This window comes from Dietzia sp. IN118, assembly GCF_032905965.1.
Taxonomy (GTDB): domain Bacteria; phylum Actinomycetota; class Actinomycetes; order Mycobacteriales; family Mycobacteriaceae; genus Dietzia; species Dietzia kunjamensis.
This window is the reverse complement of record NZ_JAUMSR010000001.1, coordinates 2,571,372-2,591,373: the sequence shown is the minus strand read 5'-3', so window position 1 is coordinate 2,591,373 and position 20,002 is coordinate 2,571,372. Positions and strand designations below refer to the sequence as shown.

General features: G+C 72.1%; 20 protein-coding genes, 1 pseudogene and 1 riboswitch. Of the genes and pseudogenes, 9 read left to right on the top strand and 12 right to left on the bottom strand.

Going from position 1 to position 20,002, the window contains the following annotated elements; genetic code table 11:
• A pseudogene (locus Q2K20_RS12430) lies at positions 1-820 on the bottom strand (hypothetical protein); the annotation flags it as partial.
• 102 nt (positions 821-922) lie between these two features.
• Here Q2K20_RS12430 and Q2K20_RS12425 point away from each other — a divergent pair.
• Entirely contained in the window at positions 923-1,123 is a 201-nt protein-coding gene (locus Q2K20_RS12425) for a hypothetical protein (protein ID WP_067712692.1), read from the top strand.
• Between the two features lie 97 nt (positions 1,124-1,220).
• On the opposite strand, the gene Q2K20_RS12420 is transcribed toward Q2K20_RS12425, so the two are convergent.
• Together Q2K20_RS12420 and Q2K20_RS12415 are read right to left on the bottom strand one after the other, a co-directional pair.
• Positions 1,221-1,856 (bottom strand): transglycosylase family protein, encoded by a 636-nt coding sequence (locus Q2K20_RS12420; protein WP_132063566.1) that lies wholly within the window; start codon positions 1,854-1,856, stop codon positions 1,221-1,223.
• Between the two features lie 8 nt (positions 1,857-1,864).
• Positions 1,865-2,022, bottom strand: a riboswitch (cyclic di-AMP (ydaO/yuaA leader).
• A 181-nt stretch (positions 2,023-2,203) separates the two neighbouring features.
• Positions 2,204-2,491, bottom strand: a complete 288-nt coding sequence (locus Q2K20_RS12415; RefSeq protein ID WP_268091709.1) for a hypothetical protein — start codon at positions 2,489-2,491, stop codon at positions 2,204-2,206.
• Between the two features lie 115 nt (positions 2,492-2,606).
• On the opposite strand from Q2K20_RS12415, the gene Q2K20_RS12410 reads away from it, so the two are divergent.
• The gene (locus Q2K20_RS12410; RefSeq protein ID WP_159148729.1) at positions 2,607-3,008 is read left to right on the top strand and encodes a cold-shock protein; all 402 of its coding nucleotides are present in this window, start codon (positions 2,607-2,609) and stop codon (positions 3,006-3,008) included.
• Positions 3,009-3,016: 8 nt separating this feature from the next.
• Here the strand turns inward: Q2K20_RS12410 and Q2K20_RS12405 are convergent, their stop codons facing one another.
• Genes Q2K20_RS12405 through Q2K20_RS12395 form a run of 3 tightly spaced genes read right to left on the bottom strand, consistent with a single transcriptional unit; the run spans position 3,017 to position 5,803 of the window.
• The gene (locus Q2K20_RS12405) at positions 3,017-3,526 is read right to left on the bottom strand and encodes a DUF2771 family protein (RefSeq protein ID WP_159148728.1); all 510 of its coding nucleotides are present in this window, start codon (positions 3,524-3,526) and stop codon (positions 3,017-3,019) included.
• Complete coding sequence (locus tag Q2K20_RS12400) at positions 3,523-4,914, bottom strand: MFS transporter (protein WP_119193209.1); 1,392 nt, start codon at positions 4,912-4,914, stop codon at positions 3,523-3,525. The genes Q2K20_RS12405 and Q2K20_RS12400 overlap by 4 nt, the downstream gene beginning before the upstream one ends.
• Positions 4,907-5,803: a glutaminyl-peptide cyclotransferase gene (locus Q2K20_RS12395; RefSeq protein ID WP_096907333.1), complete on the bottom strand. Its 897-nt coding sequence runs from the start codon at positions 5,801-5,803 to the stop codon at positions 4,907-4,909. The genes Q2K20_RS12400 and Q2K20_RS12395 overlap by 8 nt, the downstream gene beginning before the upstream one ends.
• 58 nt (positions 5,804-5,861) lie before the next feature.
• On the opposite strand from Q2K20_RS12395, the gene Q2K20_RS12390 reads away from it, so the two are divergent.
• Positions 5,862-6,782: a DUF3027 domain-containing protein gene (locus Q2K20_RS12390; RefSeq protein ID WP_301163097.1), complete on the top strand. Its 921-nt coding sequence runs from the start codon at positions 5,862-5,864 to the stop codon at positions 6,780-6,782.
• 5 nt (positions 6,783-6,787) lie between these two features.
• Here Q2K20_RS12390 and Q2K20_RS12385 read toward each other — a convergent pair whose 3' ends face one another.
• Positions 6,788-7,057, bottom strand: a complete 270-nt coding sequence (locus tag Q2K20_RS12385; RefSeq protein ID WP_067712676.1) for a DUF2530 domain-containing protein — start codon at positions 7,055-7,057, stop codon at positions 6,788-6,790.
• A gap of 76 nt (positions 7,058-7,133) precedes the next feature.
• Between Q2K20_RS12385 and Q2K20_RS12380 the strand changes: the two genes are divergently transcribed.
• A complete protein-coding gene (locus Q2K20_RS12380) occupies positions 7,134-8,603 on the top strand; it encodes an NCS2 family permease (protein WP_067712674.1) in 1,470 nt (489 codons plus the stop codon).
• A gap of 27 nt (positions 8,604-8,630) precedes the next feature.
• Positions 8,631-9,467: a TrmH family RNA methyltransferase gene (locus tag Q2K20_RS12375; protein WP_256819857.1), complete on the top strand. Its 837-nt coding sequence runs from the start codon at positions 8,631-8,633 to the stop codon at positions 9,465-9,467.
• Positions 9,468-9,495: 28 nt separating this feature from the next.
• Here Q2K20_RS12375 and Q2K20_RS12370 read toward each other — a convergent pair whose 3' ends face one another.
• The 3 genes from Q2K20_RS12370 to serC form a co-directional block, all read right to left on the bottom strand.
• Positions 9,496-10,416, bottom strand: a complete 921-nt coding sequence (locus tag Q2K20_RS12370) for a DUF6928 family protein (RefSeq protein ID WP_185951314.1) — start codon at positions 10,414-10,416, stop codon at positions 9,496-9,498.
• Positions 10,417-10,424: 8 nt separating this feature from the next.
• On the bottom strand, positions 10,425-11,387 hold the full coding sequence (gene sepH / locus Q2K20_RS12365) for a septation protein SepH (RefSeq protein WP_317176824.1): 963 nt from the start codon (positions 11,385-11,387) through the stop codon (positions 10,425-10,427).
• Positions 11,388-11,566: 179 nt separating this feature from the next.
• Entirely contained in the window at positions 11,567-12,691 is a 1,125-nt protein-coding gene (gene serC / locus Q2K20_RS12360; RefSeq protein ID WP_317176823.1) for a phosphoserine transaminase, read from the bottom strand.
• 84 nt (positions 12,692-12,775) lie between these two features.
• Here serC and pdxH point away from each other — a divergent pair, with 84 nt between their 5' ends.
• The 3 genes from pdxH to Q2K20_RS12345 all read left to right on the top strand — a co-directional run bounded on the left by pdxH (position 12,776) and on the right by Q2K20_RS12345 (position 15,267).
• Positions 12,776-13,441, top strand: coding sequence for a pyridoxamine 5'-phosphate oxidase (gene pdxH, locus Q2K20_RS12355; protein WP_317176822.1), 666 nt, complete (start codon positions 12,776-12,778; stop codon positions 13,439-13,441).
• Positions 13,442-13,589: 148 nt separating this feature from the next.
• The gene (locus tag Q2K20_RS12350; protein WP_096905937.1) at positions 13,590-14,879 is read left to right on the top strand and encodes a citrate synthase; all 1,290 of its coding nucleotides are present in this window, start codon (positions 13,590-13,592) and stop codon (positions 14,877-14,879) included.
• Between the two features lie 31 nt (positions 14,880-14,910).
• Positions 14,911-15,267: an FKBP-type peptidyl-prolyl cis-trans isomerase gene (locus Q2K20_RS12345; RefSeq protein ID WP_067712656.1), complete on the top strand. Its 357-nt coding sequence runs from the start codon at positions 14,911-14,913 to the stop codon at positions 15,265-15,267.
• Positions 15,268-15,523: 256 nt separating this feature from the next.
• On the opposite strand, the gene Q2K20_RS12340 is transcribed toward Q2K20_RS12345, so the two are convergent.
• A complete protein-coding gene (locus Q2K20_RS12340) occupies positions 15,524-17,440 on the bottom strand; it encodes a propionyl-CoA synthetase (protein ID WP_301162937.1) in 1,917 nt (638 codons plus the stop codon).
• 62 nt (positions 17,441-17,502) lie between these two features.
• Positions 17,503-19,029, bottom strand: a complete 1,527-nt coding sequence (locus Q2K20_RS12335; protein WP_067712648.1) for a carboxyl transferase domain-containing protein — start codon at positions 19,027-19,029, stop codon at positions 17,503-17,505.
• A gap of 95 nt (positions 19,030-19,124) precedes the next feature.
• Here Q2K20_RS12335 and Q2K20_RS12330 point away from each other — a divergent pair, with 95 nt between their 5' ends.
• Positions 19,125-19,871 (top strand): enoyl-CoA hydratase, encoded by a 747-nt coding sequence (locus tag Q2K20_RS12330; protein WP_067712646.1) that lies wholly within the window; start codon positions 19,125-19,127, stop codon positions 19,869-19,871.
• Positions 19,872-20,002: the final 131 nt, after the last annotated feature.

Here is a 20,002-nt window from a genome sequence, read left to right as displayed (position 1 = left end):
AACCCCGCCACTGACCGGAGGAGGCCTCGCGCCCGCCCGCGGCCGCCCCGGCCCTCGGCGCGGCCCACGCAGGGGCGTGGAGCAGCGACGATCCCTCGTCGCGGGCGCCGTGGCGGGCCCGGTCCAGCGCGTGGGCACGCGGGACGACCACCTCGCCGTCGTCCCCACCGGTCACCTCCGCGAGCCCCGAGCCCGCCAGCTCTGTCGCGGCGGCACGCACCGGCTCCGACGCCCCGGCGCCGAGAGCCCCGACGGGGGTGCGCCCGCGGGCGATCGCCTCGAGCACCCCGACCGCCGGAGCGGACAGGCCGCCCCAGGCGACGTCGAGGTCGGCGCCCGCGGGCTCGCCGGGGTGCGGCGCCACCACCGGGGCCGACCGGACGGCCACCGCCGTGACGGGCGCCATCCGGACATGGTCCCCTCCGCCCCAGAGCAGGGTGAGGTCGCGGAGACGGGCGAGGGCGGCGTGGAAGACGGGCTCGTCGTCGTCGACACCCAACCGGCCCGACACCGCACCCAGCGGCACCGCCCCGGAATCGGCTCCCACCGCTGCGGCGGTGGCCAGGACCACGAGCTCCGGCCACGTCAGGGTCCCCAGCGCGCGGGCGGTGGACGCCGGCAACCGCAGCCTCGACGCGAGCACGTCGACCGAGGCCGGGGGAGGGGTGGCCACATCCGGACGCGACTCGCACACGCGGACGAGCGCGTCATCGGACAGTCCGGCCAGCCACGCGGGGAAGTCCGGCTCGTCGCCGGCGGCACCGGGGGAACCAGCACGGCGGGGGGCGACACGGCGGGAGGAGGCTCGGGAACTCGGCATGATCCGTCCCAGCCTAGTGAGATCGCGGCGGCGGTGAGGACCGTCCGGGTCCGATACGACCCGGATGCTGACGGGACGCCCGCGAGGTGAGACACTGGACACGTGGCTGCCAAGAAGAATCTGACCCATGACAACCCGGGATGGCCCGACGCCTCGTTCGGCGAGCACCCGGTGACCGAACTCGCCGCGCTGGTCGCGGGAGGCCTGTCCCCTTTCGGGCAGGAGACCTTCCCGCTGCCGCAGCATCGGCTGGGCTACCTCCACCCGGAGACGGTGGTCAACAGGACCGTCCGCACCCGCTGAGCGCGACGCACTCACACACGAGGAAGGGCCGCCACTCCCTGCAGGGGGTGGCGGCCCTTCCTCGTGGTCCGTGGACCGGGGCTGCGCGGGTGACGCGTCAGTTGGCCAGGTAGGTGGCGAAGAAGCCGTCCACCAGGTCCTGGTTGCCGGCGTAGGCGGCGTCGACGGCGTCCCGGTTGGCCTCGTAGGTGTCGGCGATCGGCAGCACGATGCCGCGGCCCTCGGCGAAGGAGGACAGGGTCGCCACGTGATCGGCGGCGGTGACCGCCTCCGGGGCGGCGGGCGCGGCCGGGGCGTGGGCACGCGGGGCCGGCGCGGGCGCCGGGTTGGACAGGTCGCGCGGGGTCGGCGCGGAGTTCAGGCCCAGCTTGGCCGAGCAGGCGGGCCAGGCGCCCCAGCCCTGACCGGCGAGGGTCTTCTCGGCGATCGCGATCTGCTGCTCGCGCGTGGCCTGGTTGGCCGTCGGGGCGTACTGCGTACCGCCGTAGGCGGCCCAGGTGCTCGGCGAGAACTGCAGGCCGCCCTGGTACCCGTTCCCGGTGTTGATGCCCCAGTTGCCGCCGGACTCACACTGGGCCAGGCGGTCCCAGTCGGAGTCGGGGGCGGCGTTGGCGGCCGGCGCGAGGGCCAGGCCGGCGGCGGAGAACGCGGTGCCTGCGAGGACAACCTTCACAGCGTTCCTGGGCGCTGAGGAGGCGGCGGCGGCACGGTGGCGTCCGGTGTAAGAGGTCATGTCGTCAGTCCTTTTCACTCTGTGCCTACGGGGTGAGCTGTCGGGTTCGGACGAGTGCGTCCGGCCGCCGGTGGCGGCTTCACCCCAAGGCGACCATCGGTCGCCGGGCCCGTGGTGGGCCCTGTCGGGTCCCCCGTCCCCGCCCGGGTAATGGTCACTGTGGCATCGGCCGCTGGGCGGGGTTCGGTAGGTGCGTCCGATGCCGACTCGCTGACGAGTCTGCTACGAAACTGTAGCGGTCCGATGCCGGATCGTCACCATTCTGAAATAAACCGAGGCAGTGTGGGTCTGACGTGCGCGCCGTTATCGGCTCGTTACCAGCGACGTTCGCGGACGGGTGTGGTTGGTCACACCGACGGCGGCCGCGAGCCGAGGATGGCGTACAGCAGTCCCAGCAGGAACCCCACCGGGGTGAACGACATCGCCCCGAGATAGAGGAGAGTCGGCGCGTCGCGGCCGAGCACGAACGGGGTCAGCGCCGCCGCGACGGTGAACAGCACCCCGATCGTGAAGATGACGAGCGCCGTCACGAACAGGCCCCGGCGTCGTGGCCGCACGGGGTCGGCTGCCCGCGCGGACGCGGCGGCGTCAGGTGTCCAGGGGTCGTCGGCAGGGCGTCGATCGTCGGCGGTCACACGGGGAGGTTACCGCTCGCCTCGCGGTGGGCACCAACGCGCACGAGGGTAGTCTCGGGGCATCAGTCATGGTTGTCGGTCGCGTATCCCGCGTCCGGTCGGAAGGTGGTTCGCGGTGCCCAGCGGCAAGGTCAAGTGGTACGACGCGGAGAAGGGCTTCGGTTTCCTGTCCCAGGAGGGCGGAGAGGACGTCTACGTGCGCTCCGAGGCGCTCCCCGCAGGGCTCGAGACGCTGCGTCCGCGCCAGCGCGTGGAGTTCGACATGGTCTCCGGGCGCCGCGGCCCCCAGGCGTTGCGCGTGGTGGTCCACGACGAGCCGACGGTCGCGGAGGAGCGGGCCCCGAGGAGCGGGCCCCGACGTTCGGCGGACGAGCTGCACGGGATGGTCGAGGACATGATCAAGGTGCTCGAGTCGACCGTCCAGCCCGAGTTGCGCCGTGGTCACCGGCCGGAGGCCAAGGTCTCGGGCCGGGTGGCGTCGGTGCTCCGCGCGGTCGCGCGCGAGCTGGACGCCTGACCCACGGATCAGTCGGCGTAGGTGAAGCGCACCGACCACTCGCCGTTGAGGATCGACTCCGACCCGTCAGCGGCATAGACGATCGCGACCGCACGGATGGCGAGGCCCTCGATCCGGCCCTCCTCCGGGGTGGTCACGGGCACCAGCAGCTGGCCCGGCCCGCCGGCCTCGACGGTGTAGTCGCGGGAGCCGTCGGCGCGGATCTCATAGACGTCCATCGTCGACGCACGCAGCTCTCCGGGCAGCCGGACGGTGAGGACGTCCTCATCCTGCACCCGGAACTCGCCGACCGGATTGGTGAAGGTGTTCCCGTCCAGGTCGGTCGCGGTGAACGGCAGCACGGTCACCTGGCCGCGATCGCTCGCGACGGTCACCTCGGGTAGTGCACCGTACCGGGCCTCCGAACCCTGCCAGGCGCCGACGATCGCGGCGATCATGATGATCATCCACGCCGCGATCGCCCAGGTGATGGGACGGATACGGGAGCCGGTCGACGGGGTCTCGTTGCGGGAACTCACTCCCTCATTCTGCCGAGGGGCCGGGTGTCGGCCACACCCGGGTCGCGCGGCGGGCCCGGGAAGCGCGGCCTGTTGCCGCCGAGGCCGGGGACGAGGGTCGACCCGCGGCCGGTCAGGTGCGACTGCGCGAACATCAGGGCGCCGACCACGGCGATCACCGAGAACCCCACGGTGAAGTCGGTCGGCAGGAGGACGCCCAGTGCTCCGCCGAGGACCCACGCCACCTGCAGGGCGGTCTCGGAGCGACCGAAGGCCGAGGAGCGTGCGGCGTCCGGGATGTCCGTCTGGACCGACGCGTCGAGGGCGACCTTGCCCAGGGCGCTGCACACCGCCGCGACGAGCGCGAGGACGGCCGCGGCCCAGATGGTCCCGAGGAACGCGGCGACGACGGCCGTCGCCAGGGCCGCCCCCGCGGCCGTGCCGGCGATCCGTTCGGGCCGTCCCAGCGGGAGCCGCGCACCGACGGCGTTGCCGGTGAAGGTACCCAGCCCGCCGGCGGCGCCCGCCATCGCCAGGAGGCCGGCCTGCTCGATCGCGGTGGCGTCCTCCTGGGCCTTGGCCATGAACGCCAGGAACAGGGTGAGGAAGCCGGTCATGAAACGCAGGAGCGACACCGCCCACAGGTTCGCCAGGACGTTCCTGCCCAGCGGCCGCGTGAGGACCGCCCGGAGGTCACCGGTCAGACTCGGGCCCCGCTCCATCCGCAGGGTGGCGGACTCCTCGTCCCGGGACGCCTCGGCGTGCGCGGGGATGGTCACGGCGACGTAGGCCGCGACGAGGGCGACCGCTGCGAGCAACCACAGGGCGGCGTCGGAGTCCCACAGCCACGCCACGGCGCCGGCTGTGGCCCCTGCGATGAGGCTGCCGCAGACGTGCCCCAGCACGGTCAGGCGGGAGTTGGTGCGGACCAGGTCCAGGGTCGGGGGCAGCACGTGGGGGGTGATGGACGCCTTGACGACGCCGAACGTCTTGGACAACACGAGCATGCCCAGCGCGAGGGGGTACAGGAGCCAGGAGTCGAAGTTCAGCGCGAGGACCACCGCCAGCACCGCACGCAGGGTGAACGTCAGTGAGACGGTGAGACGTCGGCCCCGGTGCAGGCGATCCAGCGCAGGGCCGATGACCGGCGCGATCAGTGCGAACGGCGCGACCGTGACCAGGAGATACAGCGCCACGCTGGCGCGGGACTCCGCGGTCGCGGCGGAGAAGAACAGGGTGTTCGCCAGGGCCACGGCGAGGATCGCGTCGCAGGCGAAGTTGGCGACCGTGACGTAGCTGAGCGGAGCGAGCCCCGAGCGGTCCGCGCCGTCGGCGTGGAAGACCCGGCGCACGCCCCGTCCGGCGGAGGAGACGGCGCGGCGCGCGGGTCCGGTGTGACGCTCACCCAACGAGGCGCACCTCGTACATGGTCGGCCACAGCTTGCCGGTGAGCAGGACGTTCCCGGAGTCCGGCAGCGCCGCGATGCCGTTGAGCACCGCATCCGGGTCGGCCGGCCGCGGTTGCTGGAGCTGCCCGGCGTCGTAGATCGCGGTGACCTGCCCCGTCGCGGGATCGATCCGCACGATCTCGTCGGTCATCCACACGTTCGCGAGGACCGAGCCGTCCGCACACTCCAGCTCGTTGAGCCGGGTGACCGGCGTGCCCCCGGACGTCACCGACACGCGTCCGGTCGGCTCGAAGGTCGTCGGGTCGCGGAAGGTCAGGGTGTCGGAGCCGTCGCTCATCACCAGCGCCGTGCCGTCGGAGCACAGGCCCCAGCCCTCGCCCTCGTACGGGACCTCGGAGCGCACCTCGAGGGTCTGCGGGTCGCGGTTGTGGGCGATGCCCTTCTGCCAGGTGAGGGTCCACAGGGTGTCGGGGGTGACGGCCAGGCCCTCGCCGAACTCGTCCCCCGCCATGGCGACGGTCACCGCGGGCTCGCCACCCCCCAGCGGTCGACGCTGGACCACGGAACTGCCGACCCGCCCCGTCGACTCGTAGATCTCGTCGCCCACCACCTGTAGCCCCTGGGTGAACAAGGACGGGTCGTGCTCGAGCGTGCGCACGACCTCCACCGAGCCGCGCGCGGGTTGCGGGTCCGACGGCCCGACCGGCACCCGGGGGGCCGCCGAACTCCCGGCGGCCGAGCCGGCGGGGACGCTCGACGAGGCCAGGGAAGCGCCGGCGGAGGTGGTGGCGGGCGGTGCTCCTCCGTCGTCCGAGGAACACGCCGTGAGTGCGGCGACGAGGCTCAGGGACACGACGAGGGGGCCGACCGGGCCGAGGGCGCTGCGCATGCCCCCCAGGATGCCGCACGACGGGCCGGGCCGTGACCTCCACGCGGAGATGCGCATAATGGGAGGGGTGAACACCGGGGTAGGCACGGATCAGGGGTCGGATTTCGACGGCGCGCTGCGTGAGCGGCTGGCCTCCGGCGTCGACGTGGCCCGGTCGGCGGTCGAGGAGTTCGCCGCGGAGGGTGTGGGGGAGCACCTCGGCAGCACCGTCGAGGCGGAGTTCACAACCACGCACCGGTTCGCCTCCGAGCTGCCCGGGTACCGAGGTTGGTACTGGGCCTGCGTCCTCGCGCTCGTGCCCGGTGGTGACCTGACCGTCGACGAGATCGCGCTCCTCCCGGGAGCGGACGCGCTGGTCGCCCCCGAGTGGGTGCCGTGGGATCGGCGCATCCGGCCCGGGGACCTCGGCGCCGGGGATCTGCTCCCGCCGCCCGAGGACGACGACCGGCTCGTCCCCGGCTACACGCTGAACGGCGACGACGAGCTGGACGACGCCGCGGGGCCGATCGGTCTCGGCCGACCGCATCGCCTGAGCTGGGAGGGGCGGGCCGCCGCCGCCGACCGGTGGACGGTCGAGCGCGGACCGGACACCGAGATCGCCCGGGCCGCCAAGCACCACTGTGGGACCTGTGGGTTCCTGGTGCCCGTGGCCGGGTCCCTGGGCGCCCTGTTCGGCGTCTGCGCCAACGAGTTCTCCGCCGACGGGCAGGTCGTCCACCTCGAGTACGGCTGCGGCGCCCACAGCGAGGTCGAGATCCCCTCCGACACCGGGCCGGCTGTTGCCTACGCGTACGACGACGCCGCCGTCGACGTGGTGGTCCTGCCCCAGCAGCTCGCCGCGACCGCACGTGCCCGCTCCGCCGCCGATGACCGCACGGACGATCAGGCCGCGTCCGGCCACCCCGCGTCCGGTGCGGCCGCCCCCCACGAGGGTGGGGACGCCGAGACGTCTGTCGACGAGCCCACGTCCGCGGACTGACCCGCTCAGTCCAGGTCGTAGTCCAGGCCCTGTTGGGCACCCGCGCTGCCGCGTAGTACGGCCCGGCGCTGCAGTGCGTAGACGATCGTGCCGACCGCCCCGACGCCGACGCCGACCGCGCCCAGGATGACCGAACGCATGTCGACCTCCTCCATGAGCATGTGGGCCAGGAGGGCCAACGTCCACGCCAGGGTGCCGATGATGACGACGGGTCGGGGGTCCAGCAGGTAGGCGGGAATCCGGGGGACCCCCGGGTCTGTCGACTCGTCCGTCATGACCGCGACGCTACCGCAGGCGGCGGGGCGGTTACTCTATGACGGTTCCTCACCCACAGCTCAGGAAGGTCACCAGATGTCGCAGAGCACCGGGGCCCCGTCGCAGCCCCCCACCAAGGTCGGGGCGCTCGATCGCTACTTCAAGATCAGCGAGCGCGGCTCGACGGTGTCCCGCGAGGTCCGCGGCGGGCTCGTCAGCTTCTTCGCGATGGCCTACATCATCATCCTCAACCCGCTGATCCTCGGCTCGGGCACCGACGTCGAGGGCAACCAGCTGTCGATCGTCGAGATCGCCGCGGTCACCGCCTTCACGGCGGGCGTGATGACCATCGCGTTCGGTGCGATCGCGCGGTACCCCTTCGCATTCGCCACGGGCCTGGGGATCAACTCGCTCGTCGCCGTCACCATCGCGCAGCAGGTGACCTGGGCCGAGGCCATGGGCCTGGTGGTCATCGAGGGCATCATCATCGTGATCCTCGCCGTCACCGGGTTCCGCACCGCCGTGTTCAACGCGGTGCCCGGCGAGCTCAAGGCGGCCATCGCCGTCGGCATCGGCCTGTTCATCGCGATGGTCGGTGTCGTCGACTCCGGTTTCGTCCGCCGCCTCCCGGACGCGGCCGGCACCACCGTCCCGGTGGGGCTCGGCATCAACGGGTCGATCGCCTCGTGGCCCACCTTCGTCTTCGTCGTCGGTCTCCTGCTCTGCGGAATCCTCGTCGCACGCCAGATCCGCGGCGGCCTGTTCATCGGCATCGTCGTCACCGCGGTCTTCGCGGTGATCGTCGAGGCCCTAGCGGACGCGGGCCCGTCCTTCGTCGACGGTGAGCCCAATCCGACCGGCTGGGGCCTCGCGGTCCCCGGCATCCCCGATTCTCTCGGGGGCATCCCGAACCTGTCGCTGATCGGCCAGGTGGACCTCATCGGCGCGTTCGTCCGCATCGGGCCGCTGGCCGCGGGCCTGTTCGTCTTCACCCTGCTGCTCGCCAACTTCTTCGATGCCATGGGCACTTTCACCGGCCTCGGCAAGGAAGCCGAGCTCATGGACGACAAGGGCAACCTGCCCAACATGAAGGCCGCGCTGGTCGTCGAGGGATTCGGTGCCGTCGCCGGCGGTCTGACCTCGTCGTCGTCGAACACGGTGTTCCTCGAGTCCGCCTCCGGCATCGCCGAGGGAGCCCGGACGGGCCTGGCGAACGTCGTCACGGGCGGGTTGTTCCTGCTGGCGATGTTCTTCACCCCGCTGTACGAGGTCGTCCCGGTCGAGGCCGCCGCGCCCGCGCTGGTGATCGTGGGTGCGCTGATGATCTCGCAGATCAAGGCGATCGACCTGACCAACTTCGCGGTCGCGCTACCGGCGTTCCTCACGATCGTGGCGATGCCGTTCACGTACTCCATCGCCAACGGCATCGGGATCGGTTTCATCGCCTGGGTCGTCATGGCAACGGCCACCGGCAAGGGCCGCACCGTGCACCCGATCCTCTGGATCGTCGCGGTCGCGTTCGTCGTGTACTTCGCGATCGGTCCCATCACCGACGCGCTGGCCTGACCGGCCGGCGGGAGGAGCGACCGAACCGTGCACGTCGTCGACGTCTCCGACCCCGCCGACCCCAGGCTGGACGACCTCCGCGACCTCAACAACTCCGACCGGCGGCCCGACCTGCCCGGCGGGCGGGGACTGGTGATCGCCGAGGGCACGTACGTCGTGGGCCGCATGCTGCTCTCGCGCTTCCGGCCACACGTCCTCCTGGGTACCGACGCGCGGTTGCACCAGTTGCGCAGGGAGGCCGCCGCCGAGGGGTGGGACGCCGACGAGCGCGCGGGCGACGCGGTGTATCTGCGCACCACCAAGGACGTCCTCAGCGAGGTGATCGGCTTCCGGTCCAGCCGCGACATCCTCGCCGCCGCGGACCGGCCCGCACCACTGCCGGTCGAGGAGGTGCTGGACGGCGCGCGGACGCTCGTCGTGCTCGAGGGCGTCAACGACCCCGAGAACCTCGGCGCGATCTTCCGCAACTGCGCTGCCCTCGGGGTCGACGGCGTGCTGTTCGGGGCGGCGGCCGGGGACCCGCTCTACCGGCGGGTCGTGCGGGTGTCGATGGGACACGTGCTCCGCCTGCCGTTCGCCCACCTGCCCGGCACGCCCACCACCTGGCAGCGTTCGCTCGAGGGCCTGCGGGAGCGGGGCTTCCGGACCGTCGCCCTGACGCCGTCCGCCGACACCCCGCTGTCCCGGGCCGTCGACGCCGACAGGGTGGCGTTCGTGCTCGGCGCGGAGGGCCCGGGGCTCACCGAGCACGCGATGCGTGCCTGCGATGTGCGGGCCGCGATCCCCATGACCGACGGCACGGATTCGCTCAACGTCGCCACCGCCGCGGCGGTCGCGTTCTACGAGCGGTCCCGCCGGGACTGACCCGCTCGCGACGGGCCGCGTCGACCCGCTAGCGGGATCCGCCGTCGCGACGGCGGCGGGACACCGAGTCCGCGCCCCGGCGCACGGCGTCACCGACGAGGCCGGCGATGCTCCGTATCCGGCCGCCGCGCGCACCCCCGCCCGGCCCGCGGGATCCGGAGGGGAGCCGCTCGTAGTCGTCGTCGGCGTAGGGGGAGGGCCCGCCGGCGGCGCTGTCGCCATCGGCGTCCGTGTCGGACCCGACGCCGGCGGCACGCCTCGCGGCCGCGTGGAGCTCGGCGCGGCCCGGCATCCCCACGACGTGCAGTGCCGGCCCGGAGAGCGGGGTGTGCTGGCGTACCTCGCGGCGACCGTCGGTGGCGAACCCGTGGACCGGCACGTCGAGCCCCCCCGGCTCCAGGTCGAAGCCGAGCCAGTCGCGGTGGGCGGCGTGGAGGAGTGACGATGGCGAGAACGGCAACGCCAGGGGGGTGTCGGTCGCCGTGTCGAGCGGGAACTCGCCGGCCCAGTAGGGCCTCTCGAACGGCAGGGGCATGCCCTCGTCCTCGACGATCCGGTCGTCGGCCCCAGCGAACGCCCGCACGAGCCGCCCCGACTCCCACCGGGCGAATCCGCTCACCCCGTCCTCGGCATCCTGGGCGAACAGCAGGATGGTGGGCGCCTCCACCAGTTTCAGCCACGACTCCGGGGTGGCGGACGGCGTGATGGGCCCCTCCATCGGGGTCTGGACGACGGTGAGTCCCGGGAACGAGCCCACGTAGATCTCCCCCGGCCCGGCCGAGGCCGAGCGGTTGAGCGGGAACGCGCCCAGGGACGCCACCGTGACCGTGGGGAACAGCCGCGACAGCAGACGTCGCGCGAAACCGGGGTCGGACGGTTGTCCCGCCCGGATCGGTGCGGCGGGATCGTCCGTGGCGAGATACCAGAAGGTTGCGACGTGGTGTCCCATGACCGGACTCAGTCGTCCTTACCGCGGACCCCGAGCAGGACGTCCTCCCACGAGGGCATCGTGGGATGACGGCGCGAGGGGCGTCGTTCGGGTTCGGTGGGCGTGGGCTGGAGGAAGTCCTCGTTGTCGGTGTTGTCGTCGTCGTCGTTGTCGTTCCCGCCTCGCACCCCCGCGGGGCGCGAGGCGCCGGACGTCGGCTCCGACCGCCCGGACGCCACCGGTCCCGTCCCCGCGGGAGGGGCGGATGCGGCGGGGGTGGACGGTCCGGCTGGTGTCGACGATCCGGCTGGGGTGGCCGGCGCGGCGGACGGCGCGGGGACCGCGCGGATCGGCGGCGGGCCCGGCGGCAGCGGGGGAGGAGACGAGACCGAGCGCAGCGCCGTCGCGCGCGAGGGGTCGAGGATGTTCTCCGCCTCGTCGTCGAGGGCCCGGGCCGAACCGCCGTGCGAGTCGGGGACGAACGACCACGTCGCACTGGCGTCGTCGGACAGGCCCGCCGGCCAGGAGGTACGGACGACCCACCCACCGGACCGGTCACGCCAGGCGTCCCAGACGACCAGGTCCGGGTCCACGCCACGGCGGTCGAGGGCGGCACCCACCCGGTCGGCGAGCGTGTTGAGGGCCGGGCCGTCCGGCAGCACCGGATGGGCGCCCTTGGCCATGTCGGCGGCGTTGGCGCGTTCCAACAACACCGGCACGGCGAACCCCTGGATCCGCGACAGTGACACGCCGGCGTCGGCGGCGACCTCCTCCGGGGAGGCGCCGTGCCGGATGCGGTCCTGGATCTCGCGGGGGCGCAGCGTACCGGTCACGGGAGCCCGACCGGACCCACCACCGGGCACGAACTCACCACGGGCGGCCGCCCGCAGACGATCATCGAGTGGGAGGGAGAGTTTCTCGCCGGAGTCCGGGACCTCGCATTCGACGACCGACGACTCGGTGTCCACACCGACGATCCTCAGCTTCCGCATGCCGCCTCCTCGACTCCTCGCGGTCCCGTGGGCGGCTCGAGGGGTCGAGTGGCGCGCACCCGGGTCCTGGGCGTTGATCCACATGGTAGGTCAGCACAGCCCACCCGGCGCGCGGACGGGCCGGGTGGGCTGCGGAAAACTGCAGACGATGCTGCGCGGGTGGCCCCGGAGGACGCCGATCAGGCGAGCTGGCCGACCACGTGGTCGATGCAGCGGGTCAGCTGCGTGACGTCCTCCGGCTCGATCGCCGGGAACATGCCGATGCGCAGCTGGTTGCGGCCCAGCTTGCGGTACGGCTCGGTGTCGAGGATGCCGTTGGCGCGCAGCGTCTTGGCGACCTTCGCGGCGTCGATCTTCTCGTCGAGGTCGATGGTGCCCACGACCTGCGAGCGGTGGGCCGCCTCGGTGACGAACGGGGTGGCGTAGTCGCTGGCCACGGCCCAGTCGTAGAGGCGCGAGGACGAGTCCTTGGTGCGCGCGACGCACCAGTCCAGACCGCCCTGGGAGTTCATCCACTCGATCTGCTCGGCGAACATGATCAGCGTGGCCACGGCCGGGGTGTTGTACGTCTGGTTCTTGCGCGAGTTGTCCACCGCGGTCGGCAGGGACAGGAAGTCCGGGCACCAGCGGTCGGTGGCGGCGATCTCGTCGACCCGCGCGAGCGCGGCCGGGCTCATGATCGACACCCACAGGCCACCGTCCGAGGCGAACGACTTCTGCGGGGCGAAGTAGTAGACGTCGGTGTCGGCGATGTCGACGGGCAGTCCGCCGGCGCCGGAGGTGGCGTCGATCGCCACCAGCGCGTTGTCCGAGCCGGCCGGGCGGCTCACGGGGAGCATGACGCCGGTCGAGGTCTCGTTGTGGGCCCAGCCGATGAGGTCGACCGACGGGTCCGAGGTCGGCTCGGGGGCCGAACCGGGCTCGGCGGAGATGACGATCGGGTCGGCCAGGAACGGCGCACCGCCGGTGACCTTCGCGAACTTCGACGAGAACTCACCGTAGGTCAGGTGCAGCGACTTCTCGCGGACCAGGCCGAAGGCGGCGGCGTCCCAGAACGCGGTGGTGCCGCCGTTGCCCAACACGACCTCGTACCCCTCGGGCAGGGAGAACAACGAGGACAGGCCGTCGCGCACGCGGCCCACGACATCCTTGACCGGGGCCTGCCGGTGACTGGTGCCCATCACGGTGGTGGCGGCGTCGGACACGGCCGCGATCTGCTCGGGACGGACCTTGGACGGGCCGCAGCCGAAGCGGCCGTCGGCGGGCTTGAGGTCGGCGGGGATGGTGGGCAGCTGATCGCTCATGCTCTTGGGGTGCCGTTCGGTCGGGGTGTGGGACGTGGTCCATCGTAGTCCGGCCCGTCCGTGGCCCGGAGTACCGTCTGGGTCATGGAGGAACCCGCCCTGGAACCGGCCGATTTCGACGTGATGCGGGTCGGGTACGGCCTGCATCCGCGCTTGGACGTCGCCGACCTGGACGACGGGTGGCTGCCGCTGTTCACCGCGTGGTTGGAGGAGGCGGGTCGCCGAGGTGTCCGTGAGCCCAACGCGATGGTGCTCGGCACCGTCGGTGCCGACGGCCGGCCCTCGACCCGGACGGTGCTGTGCAAGGGCGCCGACGAGCGGGGGGTGACGTTCTTCACGACGACGACGTCCCGCAAGGGCACGCAGTTGGCGGAGACCGGGTACGCGTCGGTGACCTTCCCGTGGTTGGTCGCCGAGCGTCAGGTCCACATCGAGGGCCCGTGCCATCCGGTCGACCGGGCGGACAGCCTCGACTACTGGCGCACGCGGCCCCGGGGGTCGCAGGTCTCGGCGTGGGCCTCGGAGCAGTCCCGACCTGCCGAATCCGTGGAGGAGCTGGAGTCGCTGTACGCGACCGCGGAGCAGCGACTGGCGGGCGTGGACGAGATCCCCATGCCGGACAGGTGGGGCGGGTTCCGGCTGGTGCCCGAACGGGTCGAGTTCTGGCAGGGCGGTCCGGACCGCTTCCACGATCGGGTCGAGTGCCTCCTGGCGGGGGAGACGTGGACCGCCCGCAGGCTCCAGCCCTGACCACCCGCGTCCAGACACGCTGTGGGGCCGTGGGGGGAGCGTCTGAGAACTCCCTTCGAACCGTGCTCCGCCCTCACGGTAGGGTGTGGCACAGCACATTCGTGGCGGGATTCAGGCCGCCGGGACCAGTCGTCGGAGAGGGAATCGCGTGACCGCAGGCTCGAACGGTTCGGACCGCAATGCAACACTGTCCTACCCCGGCGGTGAGCTCGAACTCGATGTGGTGGAAGCGACCTGCGGAAGCGACGCGGTGCAGCTGGGTTCCCTGCTGGCCAAGACGGGGATGACGACCCTGGACGTCGGGTTCGTCAACACCTCCGCGTGCACCTCCTCGATCACCTACATCGACGGCAACGAGGGCATCCTCCGCCACCGCGGGTACCCGATCGACCAGCTCGCCGACAACGCGTCCTTCCTCGAGGTCTCCTACCTGCTCATCTACGGTGAGGACCCCACGGAGGCCCAGCTCGCCGAGTTCACCGAGAAGGTGCTCGCCGAGACGACGCTGCCCGGCCAGATGATGCCGCTGCTGCAGGCCTTCCCCCGGGACACCCACCCGATGCCCGTCCTGTCGGCCGGCGTGAGCCTCTTCGGGACCCACGGTGACGACCTGGACATCGACGACCCCAAGGCCGTCGACCTGGCCACCGCCCGACTCCTCGGTCGCGGCCCGACCCTGGCCGCCGCGATCGAGCGCATCCGGGGCGGAAAGGACGCCATCGACCCGGACCCGTCGCTCGGGTACGTCCGCAACTTCCTGCGGATGACGTTCGGTCCGGACTACGAGGTCACCGACGAGGTCGCCGACGCCCTCGACATGCTCCTCGTGCTGCACGCCGATCACGAGCAGAACTGCTCCACCTCCACCGTCCGCATGGTCGGCTCGTCCGAGGCCCCGCTCTACGCCTCGATCACCGGTGGCATCAACGCGCTGTACGGTCCGCTGCACGGTGGCGCCAACCAGGCGGTGCTGGAGATGCTCGAGCGGATCGACTCGGAGGGCGGCGACGCCACCGACTACATGGACCGGGTCAAGAACAAGGTCGACGGCGTCAAGCTGATGGGCTTCGGCCACCGCGTCTACAAGAGCTACGATCCGCGCGCGCAGATCGCCAAGAAGCACGCGCACGCGCTGCTGTCGCAGAGCAACGACCCGCTGCTCGAGATCGCGCTCAAGCTCGAGGAGACGGCGCTCGCCGACGACTACTTCGTCGAGCGCAAGCTCTACCCGAACGTGGACTTCTACACCGGCCTGATCTACCGCGCGATGGGCTTCCCGACGGAGATGTTCACCGTGCTGTTCGCGCTCGGCCGTATGCCCGGGTGGATCGCGCACTGGCGCGAGATGCGCGAGGATCCGTCCACCAAGATCAACCGCCCGCGTCAGGTCTATACCGGCCCGGCCGAGCGGAGTTTCACCCCGATCAGCCAGCGCTGAACCCGGGAACCTGACTCCAGGAGGAGACACCATGGACAAGCCCGAGATCGACATGCCGACGGGCCCCGCGCCCACCGACCTCGTCGCCGAGGACATCACGGTGGGGGACGGTGCCGAGGCGGTCGCCGGCGGCAACGTCACCGTCCACTACGTGGGGGTCGACTACGAGACCGGTGAGCAGTTCGACTCCTCCTGGGACCGCGGCGAGTCCATCACCTTCCCGCTCAACGGCCTGATCCAGGGTTGGCAGGAGGGGATCCCGGGGATGAAGGTCGGCGGTCGCCGCCAGCTGGTGATCCCGCCGGACAAGGCCTACGGCACCTCCGCGGCGCTGCACCCGCTCGGCGGCAAGACCCTGGTGTTCGTCATCGACCTGCTCAACGCCTGAGCCCTCCTCCCGTAGCCGGGAGACCCGATCGCCCCGTCCTCCCCACGGAGGGCGGGGCGATCGGCGTCGGTAGGGGGGCCGGCAGGGCGGAGATGGCGGGGCGGACGTCGCACGCCTCGCCCGGGCTGACGCGCACCGTGGGGAGCCCGGGGTGTGTGCCCGTTCTGCCCGCATAGACGGGGGCTACGCGCCCGGACTGGTCCCCGGCGGACGCGCACCCCCGCGCAGCCGTGCAGAACCGGCGCGTAGGTCCGGGTTACTTCCTCGGTCGCAGGAAAGGCGCCAGCGCGTCCAACACGGCCGGGTCCTCGATCGTCGAGGGCACCACCACGTCCTGCTGGCCGTCGGCGATCTGCCGCATGGTCTTGCGCAGGATCTTGCCCGACCGGGTCTTGGGCAGCCCCTGGACCACCGTGCAGTCCCGGAACGTGGCCACCGCCCCGATCTCGTCACGCACCATCGCCACCAGCTCGGCCCGCAGCTCCTCGGGGTCCCGGACCTGGCCGGACTTGAGGACCACGTACCCGACGGGCCGCTGGCCCTTCAGCTCGTCCCTGACCCCGATCACGGCGGCCTCCGCCACGGCGGGGTGGGTCGCGATGACGGCCTCCATCGACCCGGTCGACAGGCGGTGGCCGGCCACGTTGATCACGTCGTCGGTCCGGCCCATCACGTAGACGTAGCCGTCGGAGTCGATGTACCCGCCGTCCCCGGTCGAGTAGTACCCGTCGAAGACCGACATGTACGAGGAGACGAACCGTTCGTCGTCCTCCCACAGCCCCGCCAGCGTCCCCGGTGCCATGGGCAGCTTGATCGCGAGATTGCCTTCCTCGCCCGCGGGCAGCGGGTTGCCCTCGCCGTCGAGGACGTGCAGGTCGTACCCGGGCACGGCGACGGTGGGCGAGCCCGCCTTGATCGGCATCGGCTCCAGACCGCGCAGGTTGGACGCGATCGGCCACCCTGTCTCGGTCTGCCACCAGTTGTCCACCACCGGCGTGCCGAGCTTGTCGGTGGCCCACTGGTAGGTGTCGGGGTCCAGGCGCTCACCCGCGCAGAACAGCGTGCGCAGGGAGGACAGGTCGTACTTGTCGACCTCGGCGCCCTCCGGATCCTCCCTGCGCACCGCGCGGACGGCGGTCGGGGCGGTGAAGAGCGCGGTGGCACGGTGCTCGGAGATGACCCGCCAGAAGGCACCGGCATCCGGCGTGCCGACCGGCTTGCCCTCGTAGATGATGGACGTCGCACCGATCAACAGCGGTGCGTAGACGATGTACGAGTGGCCGACCACCCAGCCCACGTCCGAGGCGGTCCACCACACCTCACCCGGCCGGACCCCGTAGACGTTCCACATCGACCACGCGAGCGCGACCGCATGGCCACCGTTGTCCCGCACGACGCCCTTGGGCAGGCCCGTGGTACCGGAGGTGTAGAGGATGTACAGGGGGTCGGTGGCCTTGACGGGCACCGGGGCCGCCCGCTCGGACGCGGCAACGGCGTCATCCCAGTAGCTCCAGGTGGTGCCCGGCGTCTCCGGGAAGGCCTCGTCGGGGAACTGCTCGTAACGCGGGGCCACGATCACGGCGCCGGGGGTGTGCCGGGTGAGTTCGAGAGCCTTGGTCACCATGGGGAAGTACGGCACCTTGCGGGTCGGCTCGATCCCGCCGTGGGAGGTGACGATGACCTTCGGGCGCGCGTCGTCGATACGAATCGCCAACTCCGGGGCGGCGAAGCCCCCGAAGACGACGGAGTGCACCGCACCGAGCCGGGCACACGCGAGCATCGCGACGGCCGCGCGGGGAACCATGGGCATGTAGATGACGACCCTGTCGCCCCGCCCGACGCCCTCGGCGGCCAGCGCTCCGGCGAACTCCTCGACCCGGTCCAGCAGCTGGGCGTAGGTGATGGTCTCCTTCACCCCGGTCACGGCGGAGTCGTAGATGAACGCGGCCTGGTCCCCCCGGCCCGCCTCGACGTGGCGGTCCACGCAGTTGTAGGAGGTGTTCAGCTCCCCGTCCGGGAACCAGCGGTAGAACGGCGGGCGAGAGCGGTCGACCGCCGTGGTCGGAGGCGTGGTCCAGTCGATATCCGCCGCGACGTCGAGCCAGAACGCGTCGGGATCGCTGATCGAGAGCCGGTGGGCGGCGGCATAGGACGAGGCGGTGGAGTCCGACATCGGGAGTTCCCCTCACAGGTGGCAGCGTGCCCGCCGGCCGGGCCGACGGGCTGTGACAGGACTCACTCTAGTGGCAGGCCGAGCTCCCGATACCTCATCATCCGCTCGGCATACCTCCGCTCAGGGGGGCGCCTGCGGACCTCGAGGAGGGCCGCGGCGACGGCATCGGCCATCCGGTCGCAGAAGGAATCCGGTTCGTCGGCGGCGTCGGGCCTCTCCGGGACCACCACGTCCACGATCCCGGCTCCCAGCAGGTCGGCGGAGGTGATCCCCTGCGATCGGGCGACCTCCGGCGCCCGGGAGGTCTCGTGGTGGAGGATGGCGCTGGCGCCCTCGGGCGGGAGCGGTGCGAGCCACCCGTGCCGTGCACACAGGACCCGGTCGGCCGGGAGCAGCGCGAGGGCGGCCCCGCCGGTGCCCTGGCCGAGTATCACCGAGACGGTCGGGCTGGACAGCGTGACCAGGTCCGCGAGGCTCCGGGCGATCTCGCCCGCGAGGCCGCCCTCTTCCGCCTCCCGGGACAGCGCGGCCCCCCGGGTATCGATGAGCAACACCAGCGGAACGCCCATCTCCGCCGCGATCCGCATCCCACGGCGGGCCGACCGCAACGCGGACGGACCGAGCGGGCTCGTCTCGTTCTCCGCATCGCGGTCCTGGGCCAGGACGACCGCGGACTGGCCCCGGAAGCGCGCCAGGGAGAGCAGGAGGGACCCACTGTCCTCTCCCTGCCCCGTCCCCGACAGCGGGACGCGGGTGGGTGCGACCCGGTCGAGGAAGGCGCGGGCGCCCGGGCGGTCGTGCCGGCGGGACCGGGTGATGGCGTCCCAGGCGTCGGGTGGGGTGCCGTCGTCGGGCTCCGGCTCGGGTACGGGGCCGGGCGGTGGGGCCGGCTCGTCGTGGGAGGGCGGGTCCTGGCACAGCACCCGCAACGCCCGCGCGGTGAGGTCCCGCAGGCCCTCGGGAGGGAGGACACCGTCGATCATCCCGCGGCGTGCGAGGTTCTCCGAGACCTGGACGCCGTCGGGGAAGGGGGCGTCGTAGAGGGCCTCGTACACGCGGGGTCCGAGGAACCCGATGAGTGCTCCGGGTTCCGCGACGGACACGTGCCCCAGTGAGCCCCAGGACGCGAACACGCCGCCGGTGGTGGGGTGCCGCAGATAGACGAGGTAGGGCAGGCCAGCGGTCTTGTGTCCCGCCACCGCGGCCGAGATCTTGACCATCTGCAGGAATGCGATCGTGCCCTCCTGCATCCGGGTACCACCGGAGGTGGGGGAGGCGAGGATGGGCAGGCCCTCGGCGGTCGCCCGTTCGATCGCCGAGACGATCCTCTCGGCGGCGGCGATCCCGATGGAGCCGGCGAGGAAATCGAACTCGCATGCGATGAGCACCACGCGTCGACCCAGCAGGGTTCCTTCGCCGGTGATGACGGACTCGTCCACTCCCGATTTCTCCGCCGCCCGCCGCAGGGAGTCCTCGTACCCGGGCACCGAGTCCACGTGGGGCGGGCGTACCGGAGCGCCGTCCCACGGTCGGAACGAACCGTCATCGAGGACCAGGTCGAGGATCTGCAGTGCTCCCGTTCGCGCCATGACCGCATCGTACGGTGGGGGCGACTACCAGCCGGTATCCTCGGCGCAGGGGTGCGCCGCCGCACCCCCCGTCCCGCAGAGGAGGCCCCGTCGCCATGATCGTCACCCGCAGGGACGGCGCAGTCGTCGTCGTCACCATCGACCGTCACGAGACCCGCAACGCCCTGGACGCCGAGGTGTGTACCGCGCTGCGGGAGGCCGTCGAGGCCGCCGGGGTTGAGGCCGAGTCCGAGGATCCGGTCCGGGCGATCGTCATCACGGGCGCGGGAACCGCGTTCTGCGCCGGGGCCGACCTGTCCGGCGGGGTGTACAACTCGAACTTCTACGACTGCCACGCCGGGATGCTCCGGGCCGTCGAATCGGCTCCCGTGCCGGTCATCGCAGCCGTCAACGGACCGGCCGTGGGCGCCGGTGTGCAGCTCGCGCTGGCCGCGGATCTCCGGGTGGTGGCACCGGGCGCGGTCTTCGCCGTCCCGGTCGTCAAGGTGGGGCTGGCGCTCGACAACTGGACGATCAAGCGGCTCGCCAACGTCGTCGGCGGCGGGCACGCCCGCTCGGTCCTCATGACCGCGCGCCCCGTCGGCGCGGAGGAGGCGGCCCGGATCGGCCTGGCGAACGAGATCGGTGACATGGATTCGGCGATGGAGCTCGCGGCGGAGCTCGCCCGCTCGGCGCCGCTGAGCCTGCGGCACATCAAGACCGTCATCAACGACGACGACGCCCGGCTGCTCCCGCGGGACGAGCACACCGAGCTCCAGCTCCGGGCCTGGGGCAGTGAGGACATGGCCGAGGCCCGGGCCGCGCGCGCCGAGAAGAGGCCCCCCGTCTTCCGCGGACGCTGACGCGCCACACCAGCGGTGGGGCGCGCCGCGGCGGCTCCCACGTGTCGGCCCCACGTGGACCCCGGCCCGGGTACGATTCCAGCGCCCGACCCGGATCCGCCTGACGTGGGCGTCTGGCACGGCCCCGGGTA